We start from the raw sequence: 17,679 nt of genomic DNA, 5'->3' as shown, positions 1-17,679 counted from the left end.
TTGTTTCAAACTTTCGCGTTCATTCTGCAAGCAGAATGTTTACTCACTCGTTGTTCAGTTTTCAAAGATCAAACTTGATAATTTTCTCGCTTTTTCGTCACCATTTTCTCTCAGCGGCGACTTTTATAATATACCATACTTCATTTGTTTCAGTCAAGCTTTTTTTGAAATTCTTTTTTCAAGTTCTTAGCGAACTCAATCATTTCGTCAAAAGCATTTAACCAATCAAGCAAAGCAACGAGATATAATGTACCATATAAACATCTTGAGAGTCAACTACCCAAACAAAGAAATTTTCAAACCCAACAATAATCCCACACCCGGCAATCCTAGAATGCTTACAGTACCTATTGTAGCAGGGTTCAATGGAATGTAGGTGCCGGTGATCCAACCTGAATAATTAACGACATATATCCCCACCGCAGCGAATACCAAATGTATTCCGAATGATGTAAAGAAGGATAGCCCAATCCGTTTTCTAAACAAGATGATAGCCAACCCTAGTAACGACACAATAAGCACACTTCCTAATATAAGACTCTTCATATTCAGCACCCCCAAATTTTAATATGATACCTTCACCTACATTCCCATCCCTCGATCACCTATAACCGCCCTCTTGACCCCCATACGCTTAGCCCGCTTTAAATGGATCTGATATTTACGCTCTGCAGCTTCCAATACATAGATCGCATAATCAATTTCGTCCTCCCCTTGCGCCTCTTCAAACTGCCTGACCGCCCGTTCCCACTCCGCCTTGGCTTTCTGAATATCGGAATAGATCTGGTCCTCTTCCATCTCCTTCAGCAATCTTTCACGCTTCTCCACCGATCTTCTTACATTTCGCCATATCAACATAAGCCCTCCCCCTCCTGATCAGCACAGCATATTCTCATACATATCAGGGAAAGGACAAACTTAGAACTGAGCCAAATAATTTAATGAATAGTTAATATGATGTCAACGCAATTCTTTGAATTCATATCCATACAACAGTAGAAGTGAGAGAGTTCACAGATCCCAACGTTAAAATAAGTATTAGAACAAAAAAAGAGAGCCTAAAGGGCTCTCTAAGTTATCCAACTCATCTATTCTTTTGTTTAGGAAATTAAATCATTTTAAGTACATACTCTCATCAAGCAGCACGTACAGCTATCTCATTTCCCTGCGCCCTTCCAGCGCCTTCGAAAGAGTCACTTCATCCGCATACTCCAAGTCGCCCCCAACAGGCAATCCATGGGCAATCCGAGTCACCGATATCTCAAACGGACGGACAAGACGGGAAATATACATTGCCGTTGCCTCACCTTCGATATTCGGATTTGTAGCCAGAATCAGTTCTTTAATCCGTTCATCACTTAAACGAATCAAAAGTTCCTTCAGACGGATATCATCCGGACCTATCCCCTCCATAGGAGAGATCGCACCCTGCAGCACATGATAGTATCCGTCAAATTCCTTGGTACGCTCCATAGCCACCAAATCTTTGGAATCCTGGACTACACAGATTACCGAGACATCTCTGGATTTATCCTGACAGATCCGACAAGGATCAGTATCCGTAATATTACAGCACACCGAACAGTAATGAAGATTCCGCTTCACACTGACGAGTGCTTTGGCAAAATCAATAACGTCATCTTCCTTCATGTTAAGCACATGAAAAGCTAGTCGCGCGGCCGTCTTGGGACCAACACCCGGCAAACGGGTAAAGGCGTCAATCAGCTTTGCTATCGGTTCGGGATAATACAATCGATCGCGTCTCCTTTGATAGGATCAATTTAAATTAAAATAATCCCGGAATTTTCATGCCACCTGTGAATTTACCCATATCCTGGTTCGCAATTTCATCAGCTTTGGTCATTGCGTCATTAACTGCTGTCATAACCAGATCCTGCAGCATCTCAACATCTTCTGGATCAACCGCCTCTGGCTTGATTGTGATTGCCAGCAATTTTTTATGTCCGTTAACTTCAGCAGTTACAACACCGCCACCAGAAGTACCTTGGACTGTTTTGTCCGCCAGCTCCTCCTGTGCCTTCAGCATTTGCTCCTGCATTTTCTTCACTTGTTTCATCATTTGGTTCATGTTGTTCATGATTATTCATCTCCTTTGGTATAGTTATCGCGCCAGGCGCATGTATATCTATTCTTTGATCACTACAAGGTCCTCACCAAAGAGCTGGATGGCTTCATCAATCCAAGGCTGCTTGCTGCCTGAACCGCCGTCTTCATGCTCAGGTTCAAGCTTAAAGTCCTCCTTTGGCGTTTCAGTAGCTCCTTCCATCGCTCCGGTCCAATCTTTGAGCATCATCGTCACAAGACGCGCTGAACGTCCAAGCTGTTCAGACAGCACCCGTTCGATCACTTCGCGATTAGCCTGCTTCTCCGTAGTTTCACGGTGGATGTTGTTCTTAAATGCCACCAGAACATTGTCTTCCAGCAGGGATACCGGTTCACCATCCATAAACCAGGCGTGAACGGTTACTTTCTCTTCTTTTACGCGCTGCAGGATCTGCCCCCACTTCTTGCTGACCTCCACAAACTCAGGAGATCCCTTACGCGCAACATACTGATCGAGCTGTGCAGGTAGCTTCGCCGGCGAATTGCCTCTCGAGACCGGAGCTCTTGTTGCTGGACGTGAAGGAGCATTTGATGCAGCCTCTCCCCCAGACAAACCACCCTTAAGCGCACGATCCAGCTTTTTCTCCAGTTCAGCAAGCTGTTGCTTCAATCGGTTGATCTCCCCACCATCCACTGGCGAGGATACGGCAGGAGCCGTACCAACCGAACCTGACACCTGACCCGATGTCGCCCCTTGTGCCGGAATGCTGCACAGTTTAAGGAGAGCTACTTCAAACAATGTCTGCGGTTGTACTGCATATTTCATTTCGCTCTGGTACCGGTTAAGGGTATCAATCATCTGAAACAGCTGTTCCTTGGTGAATGATTCCGCCATATCACGGAAAGACTCGGGATTAAGCACCCGATCCGTCAGTTTATCTGCATCCGGCACCATCTTAATCATAAGCAAATCACGGAAATAATAAAGTAAATTCTCCATGCACTTGTCCGCACTCTTGCCTTCATGCATAAACCCTTCGATCATTTGCAAGATATGACCTACATCACCCTTGAGGAGAGAAGTAGCCAGCTTTGCAAACTGTTCAGAAGGAATGCCTCCGGTCATATCCATAACCTGCTGATAGGTCACCCTTCCATCTGTAAAGGAAGAGATCTGATCCAAGACACTGAGTGCATCCCTCATCCCTCCGTCAGACAGGCGGGCGATATACTGGAGTGCGTCCTGATCTGCTTCCATGCCTTCCTGTTCGCAAATCAGCGTAAGTCGTGCTGTCTGTTCTTCCAGGGATACCCGGCGAAAATCAAATCGCTGACAGCGAGAAATAATCGTTGCCGGAAGACGATGAGGTTCTGTTGTTGCCAAAATAAACATCACATGTGGCGGAGGCTCTTCCAATGTTTTGAGCAGCGCATTGAATGCCTCTGTCGTCAGCATGTGCACTTCGTCAATAATATACACTTTCTGCCGGACTTCAGTCGGGGCGTATTTCACCTTTTCCCGAAGATCGCGGATTTCTTCAACGCCACGGTTGGATGCGGCATCAATTTCCTGCACATCCATCACAGCGCCAGTCGTAATCCTGCGGCAAGCTTCACACTCGTTACAAGGCTCAGGCGCAGGCCCGCGTTCGCAGTTTACAGCTTTGGCCAAAATTTTGGCCGCACTTGTCTTCCCTGTTCCTCTGGGCCCGCTAAACAAGTAGGCATGGGAAGTCCGCTGTTCACGAATCGCGTTCTGCAAGGTCTGAATAATATGCTGTTGTCCCACCATATCTTGAAACGACTGGGGACGCCAAGCCCGGTATAACGCGATATGCTCCATGATGCGTTACCTTCCTTCCACTTCGCATTCGAGTCCTTTGTCGTTCCCCCATTATACTATATTCCAGGGTGAATCCAAACTTTATCTGACTCATCATGCTTGGTTTTTTTAGACATATCAAAAAGACCTCTGCATACATACAACTGCAAAGGTCTCTACATTTAAATGGTAAGCCGTGCACCTGCTATCGATATTTGCGATCCAAGCGGCACCCCTTAACAACAGCTCGGGCTAGGCGACCCTCCGGCACAAGAGTGATCTCACTTATGGCTGCTTCCTTCCGGACCTGACCAGGTTCATGAGTACTCATTGCGGAGGACCCAACCGTCAACACCACGTTAAGGGACCAAACCTCACATCGACAAAACCTCTAGCAGGAATTCAACCTCGCTGTAGCGGATTGCGAGTTACAGGGCACCGCTACCTCCCCATCTAGCACGGTAAGAAATAGTATAACGTAAGGTTGTCTAAATTGCAACCAGAGCGAACAGGGTAGCAATACAATCACATAAAAACATATAAAAACCCCTGCCGGAACGGCAGAGGTGATTTGGATGTAATAGTCAGACAATCCCCGGGGAATTGCTGAATTAGATTCCGTATTTTTTCTTGAAACGATCAACACGGCCGCCAGCATCGATAAACTTCTGTTTACCGGTGAAGAACGGGTGGCACGCGGAGCAAATCTCTACACGAAGTCCGTCTTTAACCGAACCTGTTTCAAAAGTATTCCCGCAAGCGCAAGATACTTGACCAATCGTGTATTTAGGATGAATTGCTGCTTTCATTACCTTTCACCTCTTTCCGCCCTGAGCCTCAAGCGGACCCAGAGTAAATGGCACAACATCGAAGATTATAACACGGCCTAATGCCAGTTGCAATCCATTATTGTCAAGAGGTAATCAGGCGTTTGGGACGTGCCATTCCGGCTGGCGGAACGTGCGTATAGGAGCCGATAACGACATCAGGCAGCTCTTCCTCAAAAATCTCAAGCATTTGCTTCATACCCAAAATATCACCTTGAGCTGGAGGAATCAATTCCAGATAGCTCTCCGGGTCAATATTGAGGTTACGCATTTGAATAAGACGCAAATCGGTTCTGCGAGCAAATTCAATCATCGCTTCAATCTCTTCCTCACGATCCGTTACTCCCGGGAAGATCAAATAGTTGATCGACGTATATACACCCTGGGAAGCAGCGTATTTCATCGATTTTTCTACATTGGCCAGTGTATATCCACGAGGTTTGTAGTAAGCATTATAGTGGTCATCCAGTGCACTGATTGTACTTACACGCATTAGATCAAGCCCTGCATCAACAATACCTCTCATGTGATCGCTCAAACCGGCATTGGTGTTAATGTTGATGTATCCCATGTCGGTTATGGAGCGCACTTCACGGATGGCTTCAATAATCAATTTGGCTTGCGTGGAAGGCTCGCCTTCGCAACCCTGACCAAAGCTGATAATCGATTCCGGCGTCTTTAAGTGCTCCAGCATCACTTCAACGATTTCGTCTACACGTGGACGGAAATTCATCCGGGTCTGCGGGGAAACGAAGCCACTATCATCCGGTTGTTCCGAAATACAGCCGAAACAGCCTGCGTTACAGGAATAAGATACCGGAACGCCACCTTCCCAACGATTCAGGAAGGTATTGGACGAAGTCAGACATTCATACCCGAGCGCACAATTGGACAAATGGGTATAGAGTCGGTTTTCGGGATATTGCTTCGTTAAACGTTTAACACCCGCACGTACATCATCCCGATCACAGTTCAGCGGATTCCATTGATCTGGATGATCCGACATCCGGGCAGTGACGTAAAACTCACCATCTTTCCACACGACAGCCGAGTAACCGAACAAAGGAAGTTTGTACTCCTTATCCGTCTTTACATACCCTGGCAGACACAACCGAGTGAATCCTTGCGGAAGCAGAGCCCCAACCGCCTGTGTGTCATTAGGCATTGGCAGCATCTCGCCAGTATCCGGGTCCATACCAATCGGACGTGTACTCGGCAATCCAACCAATGTTGCACCTTCCGGCAGAGGAATCAACTCATCTTCCATAATTTCGACGATCATATCTCCACTGCGGGCAAGCCCGTACAGGGAAGGATGATCAAATACATTACCTTTTTCATCTGCGTATACTAAATACATGATGTTCTCCTCACATCTAATAGGTTAAAGCCAAACGACGAGTATATTGTGAATCCAGCAGCAACGCTGCACCATTTGAGTTAAATCAACGACGTAATTCTAGGTAGTTGTACCAGACGCCGCAGTCTGTCTTGGCGAGCGCCGAGTCGTAGTCGATCCGGAGTTGCTGGTCGGACTGTTGCCAGCTGTATCAAATGCCGCCAAGAACTCAGCATTCGTTTTGCTATTACGCAGTTTCTTCAAGAAGCCTTCGACAAAGTCGTGGGAATCGTTCATGTTTTTACGGATCGCCCAGATTGTATCAAGCTCTTCCTTGCTCAGCAACACTTCTTCGCGACGTGTACCGGAACGACGAATATCGATAGCCGGGAAAATACGGCGCTCTGCCAGCTTGCGATCCAGATGAAGCTCCATATTACCCGTACCTTTAAATTCTTCATAAATGATATCATCCATACGTGATCCCGTATCAATTAATGCTGTAGCCAGGATCGTCAGGCTTCCACCCTCTTCTACATTCCGTGCAGAACCGAAGAAACGTTTCGGGCGATGGAATGCTGCCGGGTCAATACCTCCACTAAGTGTCCGTCCGGACGGTGGAATGACCAAGTTGTATGCACGAGCAAGACGCGTAATGCTATCCAGCAAAATAACGACATCTTTTTTCGCTTCAACCAGACGCAGCGCACGTTCAAGCACCAATTCCGCAACCTTGATATGGTTCTCTGGCAGCTCATCGAATGTAGAAGCCACAACTTCCCCTTTAACCGAACGGGACATATCCGTAACTTCTTCCGGACGTTCATCAATCAACAGGACAAACAGTTCAATTTCTGGGTTGTTGGTTGAGATGCTGTTGGCAATTTCTTTGAGGAGAAGTGTTTTACCCGCTTTGGGAGGTGCTACGATCAATCCGCGCTGTCCGAGTCCTACCGGGGCGAGCACATCCATAATGCGTGTGGACAAATGGCTGGGGGATGTTTCGAGAACCAGTTTCTTCTGCGGGTACAATGGGGTTAATGCCGGGAAGTGAAGTCTTTCCGCAGCCGCCGATGGATTCTCACCATTAACAGCGTTGACTTGCAGCAAACCGAAGTATCGCTCGTTTTCTTTAGGTGTTCTACACTTACCTGATACGAGGTCACCTGTTCTTAGGTCAAACTTGCGAATCTGTGAGGCTGAGATGTAGATGTCTTCCGTACTTGGCAGGTAATTGATCGGACGAAGGAATCCGTAGCCTTCAGGTAAAATTTCGAGCACACCTTGCATGAACATCAATCCGCTCTGTTCAGCCTGTGCACGTAATATGGCGAAGATCAATTCTTTCTTTTTCAATGTGCCGTAGTAAGGAATTTGATATTTTTTGGCCAGTTTGTAGAGGTCCGTTAGTTTCATTTCTTCCAAATCGGAAATTTGTAGATCCATATAATAACCACCTATTCAATTAATAAGTCCGTGAAATGGATAGTTTCGCTTGATGTTCCGGCTATAAGAGCAGCATCGTTCTGCAATTCTCTTCTGTCCATTGTACGGAATGTAACCGTTATAATGCAAATACTTGTCTTTGAGTGTAAGTTTCCGGGCGGGATGGCCAGCTTTCGGCAAGATCCGCTAGTGAGTGAACACGAATACATGAGGCGTTCGATCCGGGCAGACCGGCTATGGAGCGCAGTTCAAACAAAACCGGGGTTTGGGGAAAAGGAAATGATGTTCTTACAGCCATATGAAGTCTGACTCAAAAAAAGACCCTCCGGTAAAGGAAACTGGAACATTTCGTCTTATCCCGGAGAGACTGAGAACTCTATTAAAACAGGTTTGCCCAATTACTGAAAGGATATGCAGTTCTGTAAAAATAATCACTTTAATGCCGTAAAACTCGCCATTCAATACGGAATTAATCCGTTTCTCGCCACACATCCGCACCTAGCAGACGCAGGTTGGTTACTAGATGATCGTACCCACGATCGATAAACTCAACGCCCGTCACTTCGGTCACACCTTCACTGACGGTGAGACCTGCGATCACCAGCGCTGCACCAGCGCGAAGATCAGATGCTTTTACCTTGGCCGCATTCAAAGCACTGCCTTCAATAATAGCTGAGCGCCCTTCGACACGGATCTTTGCGCCCATGCGTACCAATTCAGGAACGTGCTTAAATCGGTTGCTATATACAAAGTCGCTCAGGACACTCACACCCGCTGCCTGTGTCAACACACTGGTCATCGGGGACTGCAAATCCGTCGGAAAACCTGGATAGACAAGCGCCTTAACGTCTACATGATTGTAGCTCGGTTTGCCAATGACACGAATACTTTCGTCAAGTTCTTCAATGCCAACGCCCATTTCCAACAACTTTGCCGTTAAAGCCTCCAGATGTTTGGGAATCACATTGTCAATCAGAACGTCGCCACGCGTCGCAGCCGCAGCGATCATATACGTGCCCGCTTGTATCCGGTCTGGAATGATGGAATGACGGCAACCCTTAAGCTCCGACACACCTTCAATACGGATCGTTTCGGTACCGGCACCCTTGATGCTGGCACCCATTGAATTCAAAAGTGTTGCTACATCTATAATCTCAGGCTCTTTAGCCGCGTTTTCGATAATTGTAGAGCCTTTGGCACGAGTAGCCGCCAGCATGATGTTAATGGTTGCACCTACACTGCTTACATCCAGATAAATCTTTGCTCCGCGCAGCTCTTTGGCATGCAAATGAATGGAGCCATGTTCATTCGTTACGGTTGCGCCAAGCGCTTCAAACCCTTTGATATGCTGATCAATCGGACGAGGCTCGAAGTTGCAGCCTCCTGGTAAACCAATAGTTGCTTCTTTAAAACGCCCAAGCAGTGCTCCCATCATATAATACGAAGCACGAAGCTTCTTCACGGGACCATTCGGCATCGGAATGGATTTGATATCGGAAGGATCGATCTTCATCTGACTGCCTTCCCAGTGTACACGAGCTCCGAGTTCCTCCAAAATTTCTGCATAAACCGCCACGTCACTCAAAAGCGGCAGGTTGTCCAGCACGACTTCTGACTCGGCAAGCAATGCTGCAGGAATAAGCGCGATGGCGCTGTTCTTGGCGCCGCTTATAGTTACAGTTCCCTGTAACGGACGTCCGCCACTAATCATTAATTTTTCCATAAAGCTTAATGTCCCCCTACGTGTTTTGCAGCCGGTTAACGGCAATACGTGCTGTTGGCTTTCGATGTAGAAATAAGGCGTGAAAATGGAAAGACACCGGCTAGGCGGTGTTCTTTCCACTTACACAGTATGGAACTGGTAAAGACAAATTACGCTTTGTTGTTGGAACCAAACTCGCGAATTTTACCTTTAACGGTTTCTTTGATTGCATCACGGCCTGGTACGATGAACGTACGTGGATCGTAAGCATCTGGTTTAGCTGCAAGCACTTCGCGAACCACTTTGGAGAACGAGATTTGGTTCTCAGTGTTCACATTGATTTTGGAAGTACCCAGGGAAATGGCTTTGTCGATATCATGTTTAGGGATACCTGTACCACCATGCAGTACCAGTGGAACGTTAACTGCATCGCGAACTTCTTCCATTTCTTTGAAGCCCAGGTTAGGCTCGCCATGGTAAGGACCGTGTACGGAACCAAGAGCTGGAGCCAATGTGTCGATACCTGTTTCTTTAACGATACGTACACACTCGTTCAGGTCAGCGTACATGATGCCACCGATAACGTCGTCTTCTTGTCCACCAACAGTACCTACTTCGGCTTCTACAGAAACACCTTTAGCGTGTGCATATTCAACAACTTTTTTAGTCATTTCGATGTTTTCATCGATGGAGTGGTGGGAACCGTCGATCATTACGGATGTAAATCCAGCATCGATCGCTTCTTTACACTTGTCAAAGCTGGAACCGTGGTCCAGGTGAATCGCAACTGGAACGGTGATTTTCATGTCGTGAATGAGTCCTTCTACCATTTTAACTACTGTGTAGAAACCGCTCATGTGACGAGCTGCGCCTTCGGATACGCCCAAGATTACTGGGGATTTCTCTTCTTCAGCAGCAGCAAGAATCGCTTGAGTCCACTCAAGGTTATTGATGTTGTATTGACCAACTGCATATTTTCCTTCGAGTGCTTTGTTCAACATGTCTGTCATGGATACTAATGGCATGGTTTCAATCCTCCTAGGGGTGTTGGGTTGTGTCTATGGTTTTTAGCCGAAATCACATACGGGCTTATTATACCACATCCCATGTCAAATACTAAACAAGCATTTGCAAAAATGCTGTGCTTTGCAGCACAGTTTTCATAGACACCGCATGATGACGTATCCATTTCCAATATTCCCCGGATACCAGACTGAAATACCCTTCATGCCCACTCACAGACTCTCAAAGCTTCACACGCAAAAAAATCCTGTATCCACAGGATTCAGCTGCACTTATTCGCAGCATCATTTCGAAGCTGCATATTGACTGCCACTCGCATTTCATCGATATCAAACGGTTTCGTAAAGTGCATGAGCGCTCCAAGATCGGTAGCTTCCTTGATCATGTCCAGCTCACCATAAGCCGTCATCATGATGACTTTGATGTCCGGATCAATTTCCTTAATATGTTTCAGAATTTCCAGGCCATCCATTCCAGGAATCTTCATATCAAGCAGTACAAGATCAGGCTTGTCATTATTTACTATCTCCAGGGCGATCTTCCCATTAGGCGCTTGGAACGTATTATATCCTTCGCTGCTGAACACTTCCATTAACAGGATTCGAATACCATTCTGGTCATCGACAATCAACACTTTTTTATTTTCCACTGATTAACCTCCTAGAATTAGGAAAGCATGTACGTCTGAATCTGGATAACAATCCCATAGTCGTCATGATAAGTATTCTACCTCCCCTATTGAAATCCTGCTTGCATCCCAAAATGCCAAAAACCATTTTCTCTTATCTCGACATATTAAAAAAGGATGTTCCGGCATCCTTATCGGTTGCCAAGAACATCCTTTTATTTATAGCTTAATAATCAGTGCTTATTTTCCAACGCTCTCCAGAGAAGCTTTTACAAACTCACGGAACAACGGCTGTGGACGGTTCGGACGGGAAGTGAATTCCGGGTGGAATTGTACTGACAGGAACCATGGGTGTCCCGGAAGCTCCACGATCTCAACCAGACGTCCATCCGGGGATGTACCCGAGATAACCAGACCGGCTTTTTCAATCGCTTCACGGTATTCATTGTTGAACTCGTACCGGTGACGGTGTCTCTCATAGACCAGTTCATCATCATAACAAGCCATTGCCAGGGAACCTTCCTGAAGCTTACAAGGATACAGACCCAGACGCATTGTACCACCCAGGTTTTCGATATCTTTTTGTTCAGGCAACAGGTCGATTACCGGGAACTCCGTAGCCGGATTGATCTCGGAGCTGTTCGCTCCAGTCAAACCAACGATGGAACGTGCATATTCAATAACAGACACCTGCATACCCAGGCAAATACCGAAGAACGGAATTTGTTTCTCACGGGCATAACGAATCGCAGATACCTTACCTTCGATACCCCGATCACCAAATCCGCCAGGTACCAGGATTCCGCCTACACCATGCAGCAGATCGCCTACATTCTCATCCGTGATATCTTCGGAGTGAATCCAGCGGATCTTCACATCAGCATTGGATGCAAATCCTGCATGAGACAAGGATTCAACAACACTTAAATAAGCATCATGCAAAGCTACATATTTACCTACAATGGCAATCTCCACTGTGTGCTGCAGCTTGTTGATCCGGTCAACCAGCCCTTCCCACTCGCTCATATCCGGTGCAGGAGTAGTCAGCTTCAGGTGGTTTACCACGATCTCGTCCAAACCTTCTTCACGCAGATTCAAGGGCACTTGGTACAATGTGTCTGCATCACGGCATTCCACCACGGCATTTTCATCAATGTCACAGAAGAGAGCGATCTTGGCTTTCATGTCTTTGGAAAGCTCATACTCTGTACGGCAAACAATAACGTTTGGCTGAATTCCGATGCTGCGCAATTCCTTCACACTGTGCTGAGTTGGTTTGGTTTTCACTTCACCAGCAGCCTTAATGTAAGGGATAAGTGTTACATGGATGTACATGACGTTGTCACGACCTACATCACTCTTGATTTGACGAATAGCTTCCAGGAAAGGCAAGCTCTCGATGTCACCCACCGTACCACCAATCTCCGTAATAACGACATCCGAACCCGCTTCACGTCCTGCGCGGAATACACGCTCTTTGATCTCGTTCGTGATATGTGGAATGACTTGTACCGTTCCGCCCAGATATTCCCCGCGCCGTTCTTTGCTGATGACGGAGGAGTATACTTTACCAGTCGTGACGTTGCTGTTTTTGGAGAGGTTGATGTCAATAAAACGTTCGTAGTGGCCAAGGTCCAGATCCGTTTCCGCGCCATCATCCGTTACAAACACCTCACCATGCTGATAAGGGCTCATTGTTCCCGGGTCGATATTGATGTATGGATCAAATTTTTGAATGGTTACCTTCAACCCTCGGTTTTTCAGCAATCTGCCCAGCGAGGCAGCCGTTATCCCTTTGCCCAGGGAGGACACAACTCCGCCCGTCACGAAAATATACTTTGTCACTATTATTACCCTCCTAATATAAGTACGGAATTCAGGCGATATATGGTATTATCGTAACCCGTTTCCCAGGTAATCATCGTTAAAAAGAGCAATGGCAGAAATTCCCTGCATCTGCGAACTGCTCTTTCATGCGAAGACCTTTTGTAAACAACGTTGCTCTACAGCGTAGAATGGTGCAAACCTTCCGGAAGCCATTATCCAGACCTGTCCCAAAAAGAGATCATTGTATCAATGAATTTGGTGATTTGGATATACAAAAACAGACCACGGATTGTTGGCCGGGAGCATCGGAATTCAAATCATTTTGCAAAATTCTGCCTCTAAAAATACAAAAAAAGTACTCCCGCAGGACACGGGGCACTTTTATAAAAAACATAAATATTTTGTCGCTCATTCATAAGCCCATGCAATAGTTTACCCGTTACCCCGTCTGCTGTCAAGGTTGACTATCCGGGGAAAACGGGTAAACTATCGATGTCAAAAATGACGGTTACTTATCGGAATCGTCGTCAAATTCAGCCTCGTCTTCAGACTCTTCTTCTTCGTCTTCATCGAGGTCTTCTTCTTCCAAATCGTCATCTTCAACCAGAACTTCTTCATCGCTATCTTCTTCGTCAAAGATGTCGTCTTCGTCATCATCATCGTCATCATCATCTTCGTCCTGATCATCATCAGAATTATCGAAGTCTTCGTCGCTGTTGTAGCTTTCTTCCTCTTCGCCGAAGTCCTCATCTTCCAGATCATCGTCTTCATCGTTGATAATGCGCGGACGCTTCGCACCCGTCATGGTATCTTCCGATCCAGCTACCGGATACCAGCGCTTCAAGCCCCACAGACTCGTACCGACGCAAGCAAAACGGCCATCGATATTAATCTCGGTATATAGCTGGGCGATAAACTCGTTGATTTCTTCATCAGTCATTCCGCGCTGTTTAGCTACCTCATTCATCAAATCACGGTAGTAATACGGCGTATTGGCCGCTTTCAGCACCATAAAGGCGAGGTCCACTAAAGGAATCTCTCTGACCTTTTCTTTATCAATTTTCAAATTGAGCGAGGTACTCACTGACAGACACTTCCTCTCACACATAATTCACTTTATATCCCTACGAACTGGAACGTTACGTATAACATATCCATTAACAAACCTAAGTAAAACCTATTTAGCGTTAAAAAGCAAGTTTTTATGTATGGATGTCTCATAATTCCAAGAAGCGACTTTTAAACGAGCAATATACAGACCGTAAGAGACATCTAACTGGCGGGCACATCATCTTTAGGTCAAAAATGGCGGCATCAACTAAAAAAGACGGAGTCCCCCTCCGCCTTCTGACTGTATACCCTTGAAGGATCGCTCCTCACCAGGGTCCCCGCAAGAGCCCTCTAGCCCTCTATCCATCATATGTCCCTGCGCCCGTTTTGACACGAAGAGAATGTGTTTTTGTAAAAAAAGGGCAGGTTCCCCATGCGGCGGGATGAACGCATTCATAGAATACCTCAGCATGTTCATCCCGAAGGGGGCTGCCCATTATGGACTATACTGGTTTTCTACATCAATTGGTTGAAGGAATACAACGTCCCGAACCAGAACAGGGGCGGCGATACCTGATCCGGTTCGCCAAACCGAAGCAATATGAAGCCTGCCTCGTAGAACTGTCGCGGATGAGGAATGAATTTACTGATCTTGGTGCGGTCCGCTCCTCCCGGCTGGCCCGCTCCATTATCGCCCCGGTGCATAACCCAGAAGAATTATACCGCTACAGCGATGACATTACGGTAGAAGAAGATGCGTCCATTTCATTACATGCCACCGCGCTACACAGTAAACCGAGCAGCGTTCAGGGCATACCTTGGGGCGTAAAACAGATTCGCGCTCCCAAAGTATGGTCCGATTCCACAGGACACCGGATAAAAATCGGTGTAATTGACACAGGTGCCGATTATCAGCACCCGGATCTTCGCTATTCGCTTGCACGCGGAATCAATCTGTTAAATCGCAGTATGCTTCCTCATGATGATAACGGTCATGGCACCCATATTGCCGGAACCATTGCCGCAGCTAATAGTACGGCAGGCATGATCGGTGTAGCTCCTCGCTCGCTGATCTATCCGGTGAAGGCATTCGACCATAATGGTTCGGCCTTCGTGTCAGACATCGTGCTTGGCATTGACTGGTGTGTTCGCAACCGGGTCGATATTATCAATATGAGCTTCGGCATGAAAACGCGCAGCAAAGCATTACTTGATGTCGTGAACCGTGCGTATCAGGCCGGAATTGTCATTGTCGCTTCGTCAGGAAATGACGGCAAACGCCGCAGCATTGATTATCCGGCACGTTATCAGCAAACGATATCGGTCGGTGCAACCGACAAAAACCGGCGGATTGCCTCGTTCAGTAACCGAGGCGCATTCGTCGATGTATATGCGCCAGGGGACAAAATCGTCTCCTCCTGGGTGCAAGGCAAGCACCATGAGATGAGCGGCACCTCCATGGCGACGTCGCACGTCAGTGGCGCCATAGCGCTCCTGCTTGCAAAGCATCCCGGCCTGTCGCCAGCCGAGATCAAAACGCTCGTGAAGCGCTCGACCGTTCCGCTGCGCGCACGCAAGACCTCCACCGCGAAGAGCAAAATACGCGGTGGCGAGATTGACGCCCTCAAGCTAATGCAGGAGGGCGGAGGGTAAGGAGTGCCTCTGGCCTGTAACCATGGCCGCGGGCACAGCAAAAAGTCTCCATGTCCACGCTGCATTGCAGGCGTGGTGCATGGAGACTTTTTGCCAAAGCCATAGGGCGGCTGAGCACCGCCAAGGCTTGAATTACATTTTGTCCGGTGCGGATACGCCCACCAGACGAAGCGCTGTTGCGATGACGGTGCGTACAGCACCGATCAGCGCCAGACGCGCCTGGGTTTGTCCCGCGTCTTCAGTAATGACGCGCTCTGCACGATAGTAACTGTGGAACATGGATGCCAGTTCATATACATAACGAACAATACGATGCGGTGCATATCCCGTAGCCGCAGTCGCGATTTCCTCAGGCAGTTCACCCATTTTGCGAAGAAGGTCATATTCATGTTCCGTTGTCAGCTTCGAAAGGTCGATCTGTGCCAGTGGCAACAGCTCAATGCCCTGCTCTTCTGCCTGACGATACACGCTGCATACCCGAGCATGAGCGTATTGTACATAGAATACCGGATTTTCATTAGACGTCGAAATTGCGAGGTCCATGTCGAAGTCCAGATGAGAATCCATGCTGCGCATGGTGAAGAAGTAACGAATGGCATCGATGCCTACTTCGTCCATCAGATCTTCCATCGTTACTGCCTTGCCTGTACGCTTGGACATCTTCACTTTCTCGCCGTTCTGGAACAAGCTCACCATCTGTGCAATCAACACGACCAATTTCTCCGGATCGTTGCCCAGTGCTTGCATAGCCGCTTTCATCCGTGGAATATAGCCGTGGTGGTCCGCTCCCCAGATGTTAATCATGGTGTCATATCCACGCGCATATTTATCACGGTGATAAGCAATGTCTGGCGTAAGGTACGTGTACGTACCGTCATTTTTAATCAAAACGCGCTCTTTGTCGTCACCATACTGCATGGTTTTCAACCAAGTTGCTCCGTCTTGCTCATAGATTTCATTACGATCACGCAATTCGTCAAGCACACGCAGCACTTCTCCGTTATCATACAGTGAAGTTTCGCTGAACCAGATGTCGAAATTGACACGGAAGCGATTCAAGTCACGTTTGATCTTGTCCAGCTCTTTCTCCAAACCGAAGTCACGGAAATAGGCAGCACGGTCACCCGGATGCATGGACAGCAAAGAATCGCCCTTCTCGGCTACCAGCTCCTTGGCAAATCCTTTGATATCCTCACCGTGATAACCGTCTTCCGGCATCTCTGCATCTTGGCCCAGTTCTTGCAAATATCTAGCTTCAATGGAGCGCGACAGGTTAAATACCTGGTTACCGGCATCATTAATGTAGTATTCACGTGTTACATCATACCCGGCATAGTCGAGGATGTTACAAAGCGCATCACCCACAGCCGCTCCACGCGCATGGCCCAGATGCAGGCTGCCTGTCGGGTTCGCACTGACAAACTCCATCTCGACCTTGCGCCCTTCACCCACATTGATTCTTCCATAATTCTCACCCTGCTCATGTACAAGCCCCAGCACAGGATAGAGATAGCTCTTGTCCAATTTGAAGTTAATGAATCCTGGTCCGGCAATTTCCGCCTTCTCGATTCCAGCTTCAGTCAGATTGAGATTGGCAATAATCTCTTCCGCAATCTGGCGTGGATTACGCTTGGCAATCTTGGTCAGTTGCATAGCGGCATTGGTCGCCAAATCGCCGTGTGTTTTCTCGCGTGGTACTTCAAGGGTAATGGTCGGCAGGTCCTCCTGCGCAACAATGCCAGCAGTCACAATGGCATTGCCGATGGCTGTACTTACCCGTTCGTTAATCGTATCTAATGGATTACGTGTCATGAAATTGGTTCCTCCTGTATATGCAAACTAATCGCGAAATGTCCGGATTCTTCGTCAAAGCGGTAAAAGTCGTAGCTCCACGCTGCGCGTGCGCTCAATCCCTGAATGGAAAGTTCCAGCTCCTGTGTATGCGTGGACAAGGCAAACGACATATACGGCGAGCGGTAAAAACCAGGGAGCTTGCGGTTTAGTTCAAACGTTTGCTCCGATTCCACCTCGCCATGACGTATAATCTTGATGGATTGTCCGCCCAGCTTCAATGTTGTTCGGGTAATACCGCCCTCGGGTCCGGTCTGTGGTTCTTCATACCGTACATAGAGCACAGATCCTTTCAACACGGCTTCACCCTGCATTTCCTGCAGTACATCTTCACCTTCATAACGGCTGTGCAGCCGGATCTGAACCGGTCGCATGTTCGACATGAATGTTAACCTCCATTATATTCGAGGCGACGCAAAATCAGGCACGGCCGGTGAGAACAGCCCT

General features: G+C 47.4%; 16 protein-coding genes and 1 other RNA gene. 1 reads left to right on the top strand and 16 read right to left on the bottom strand.

Translation table 11 applies throughout. From position 1 onward, the window contains the following. Window positions 1–276: 276 nt before the first annotated feature. The 14 genes from P5G61_RS30835 to rpoE form a co-directional block, all read right to left on the bottom strand. Window positions 277–546 (bottom strand): pro-sigmaK processing inhibitor BofA family protein, encoded by a 270-nt coding sequence (locus P5G61_RS30835; protein ID WP_301249936.1) that lies wholly within the window; start codon window positions 544–546, stop codon window positions 277–279. A gap of 36 nt (window positions 547–582) precedes the next feature. Beyond that, window positions 583–858, bottom strand: a complete 276-nt coding sequence (locus tag P5G61_RS30830) for a DUF2508 family protein (RefSeq protein WP_301249935.1) — start codon at window positions 856–858, stop codon at window positions 583–585. A 294-nt stretch (window positions 859–1,152) separates the two neighbouring features. Then, entirely contained in the window at window positions 1,153–1,752 is a 600-nt protein-coding gene (gene recR / locus P5G61_RS30825) for a recombination mediator RecR (RefSeq protein ID WP_301249934.1), read from the bottom strand. Between the two features lie 34 nt (window positions 1,753–1,786). Beyond that, complete coding sequence (locus P5G61_RS30820) at window positions 1,787–2,098, bottom strand: YbaB/EbfC family nucleoid-associated protein (RefSeq protein ID WP_024628773.1); 312 nt, start codon at window positions 2,096–2,098, stop codon at window positions 1,787–1,789. A gap of 48 nt (window positions 2,099–2,146) precedes the next feature. Then, window positions 2,147–3,907 (bottom strand): DNA polymerase III subunit gamma/tau, encoded by a 1,761-nt coding sequence (gene dnaX, locus P5G61_RS30815; RefSeq protein WP_301249933.1) that lies wholly within the window; start codon window positions 3,905–3,907, stop codon window positions 2,147–2,149. A 173-nt stretch (window positions 3,908–4,080) separates the two neighbouring features. After that, window positions 4,081–4,348, bottom strand: an RNA gene (gene ffs / locus P5G61_RS30810) — signal recognition particle sRNA large type. Between the two features lie 149 nt (window positions 4,349–4,497). Beyond that, window positions 4,498–4,695 (bottom strand): 50S ribosomal protein L31, encoded by a 198-nt coding sequence (gene rpmE / locus P5G61_RS30805; RefSeq protein WP_024628775.1) that lies wholly within the window; start codon window positions 4,693–4,695, stop codon window positions 4,498–4,500. 103 nt (window positions 4,696–4,798) lie between these two features. Further along, window positions 4,799–6,073, bottom strand: a complete 1,275-nt coding sequence (locus P5G61_RS30800) for a radical SAM family protein (protein ID WP_301249932.1) — start codon at window positions 6,071–6,073, stop codon at window positions 4,799–4,801. 99 nt (window positions 6,074–6,172) lie between these two features. After that, complete coding sequence (rho, locus tag P5G61_RS30795; RefSeq protein WP_301249931.1) at window positions 6,173–7,498, bottom strand: transcription termination factor Rho; 1,326 nt, start codon at window positions 7,496–7,498, stop codon at window positions 6,173–6,175. 469 nt (window positions 7,499–7,967) lie between these two features. Beyond that, complete coding sequence (gene murA, locus P5G61_RS30790; protein ID WP_301249930.1) at window positions 7,968–9,221, bottom strand: UDP-N-acetylglucosamine 1-carboxyvinyltransferase; 1,254 nt, start codon at window positions 9,219–9,221, stop codon at window positions 7,968–7,970. Between the two features lie 149 nt (window positions 9,222–9,370). Beyond that, complete coding sequence (gene fba / locus P5G61_RS30785; RefSeq protein ID WP_024628780.1) at window positions 9,371–10,225, bottom strand: class II fructose-1,6-bisphosphate aldolase; 855 nt, start codon at window positions 10,223–10,225, stop codon at window positions 9,371–9,373. A gap of 260 nt (window positions 10,226–10,485) precedes the next feature. Further along, entirely contained in the window at window positions 10,486–10,872 is a 387-nt protein-coding gene (locus P5G61_RS30780) for a response regulator (RefSeq protein ID WP_301249929.1), read from the bottom strand. 219 nt (window positions 10,873–11,091) lie between these two features. Beyond that, window positions 11,092–12,696: a CTP synthase gene (gene pyrG, locus P5G61_RS30775; RefSeq protein WP_301249928.1), complete on the bottom strand. Its 1,605-nt coding sequence runs from the start codon at window positions 12,694–12,696 to the stop codon at window positions 11,092–11,094. 490 nt (window positions 12,697–13,186) lie between these two features. Further along, a complete protein-coding gene (gene rpoE / locus P5G61_RS30770) occupies window positions 13,187–13,762 on the bottom strand; it encodes a DNA-directed RNA polymerase subunit delta (protein WP_301249927.1) in 576 nt (191 codons plus the stop codon). 464 nt (window positions 13,763–14,226) lie between these two features. Between rpoE and P5G61_RS30765 the strand changes: the two genes are divergently transcribed. Further along, entirely contained in the window at window positions 14,227–15,381 is a 1,155-nt protein-coding gene (locus P5G61_RS30765) for a S8 family peptidase (RefSeq protein ID WP_301249926.1), read from the top strand. 132 nt (window positions 15,382–15,513) lie between these two features. Here the strand turns inward: P5G61_RS30765 and argS are convergent, their stop codons facing one another. Continuing rightward, window positions 15,514–17,193, bottom strand: a complete 1,680-nt coding sequence (argS, locus tag P5G61_RS30760; RefSeq protein ID WP_301249924.1) for an arginine--tRNA ligase — start codon at window positions 17,191–17,193, stop codon at window positions 15,514–15,516. After that, window positions 17,190–17,615, bottom strand: coding sequence for a YwiB family protein (locus P5G61_RS30755; protein WP_094939610.1), 426 nt, complete (start codon window positions 17,613–17,615; stop codon window positions 17,190–17,192). The genes argS and P5G61_RS30755 overlap by 4 nt, the downstream gene beginning before the upstream one ends. Window positions 17,616–17,679 lie beyond the last annotated feature (64 nt).

It is taken from the genome of Paenibacillus vandeheii (assembly GCF_030433635.1).
Classification (GTDB): Bacteria; Bacillota; Bacilli; order Paenibacillales; family Paenibacillaceae; genus Paenibacillus; species Paenibacillus vandeheii.
Note: the sequence above shows the minus strand (reverse complement) of the source record. Positions and strands in the feature narration are given on the sequence as shown.

Bases quoted from the DNA above. Each gene is read 5' to 3' on its own strand.
- P5G61_RS30835 (WP_301249936.1), bottom strand. From the start codon at position 546: ATGAAGAGTCTTATATTAGGAAGTGTGCTTATTGTGTCGTTACTAGGG.
- P5G61_RS30830 (WP_301249935.1), bottom strand. From the start codon at position 858: ATGTTGATATGGCGAAATGTAAGAAGATCGGTGGAGAAGCGTGAAAGA.
- P5G61_RS30820 (WP_024628773.1), bottom strand. From the start codon at position 2,098: ATGAACAACATGAACCAAATGATGAAACAAGTGAAGAAAATGCAGGAG.
- dnaX (WP_301249933.1), bottom strand. From the start codon at position 3,907: ATGGAGCATATCGCGTTATACCGGGCTTGGCGTCCCCAGTCGTTTCAA.
- rpmE (WP_024628775.1), bottom strand. From the start codon at position 4,695: ATGAAAGCAGCAATTCATCCTAAATACACGATTGGTCAAGTATCTTGC.
- P5G61_RS30800 (WP_301249932.1), bottom strand. From the start codon at position 6,073: ATGTATTTAGTATACGCAGATGAAAAAGGTAATGTATTTGATCATCCT.
- rho (WP_301249931.1), bottom strand. From the start codon at position 7,498: ATGGATCTACAAATTTCCGATTTGGAAGAAATGAAACTAACGGACCTC.
- murA (WP_301249930.1), bottom strand. From the start codon at position 9,221: ATGGAAAAATTAATGATTAGTGGCGGACGTCCGTTACAGGGAACTGTA.
- fba (WP_024628780.1), bottom strand. From the start codon at position 10,225: ATGCCATTAGTATCCATGACAGACATGTTGAACAAAGCACTCGAAGGA.
- P5G61_RS30765 (WP_301249926.1), top strand. From the start codon at position 14,227: ATGGACTATACTGGTTTTCTACATCAATTGGTTGAAGGAATACAACGT.
- argS (WP_301249924.1), bottom strand. From the start codon at position 17,193: ATGACACGTAATCCATTAGATACGATTAACGAACGGGTAAGTACAGCC.
- P5G61_RS30755 (WP_094939610.1), bottom strand. From the start codon at position 17,615: ATGTCGAACATGCGACCGGTTCAGATCCGGCTGCACAGCCGTTATGAA.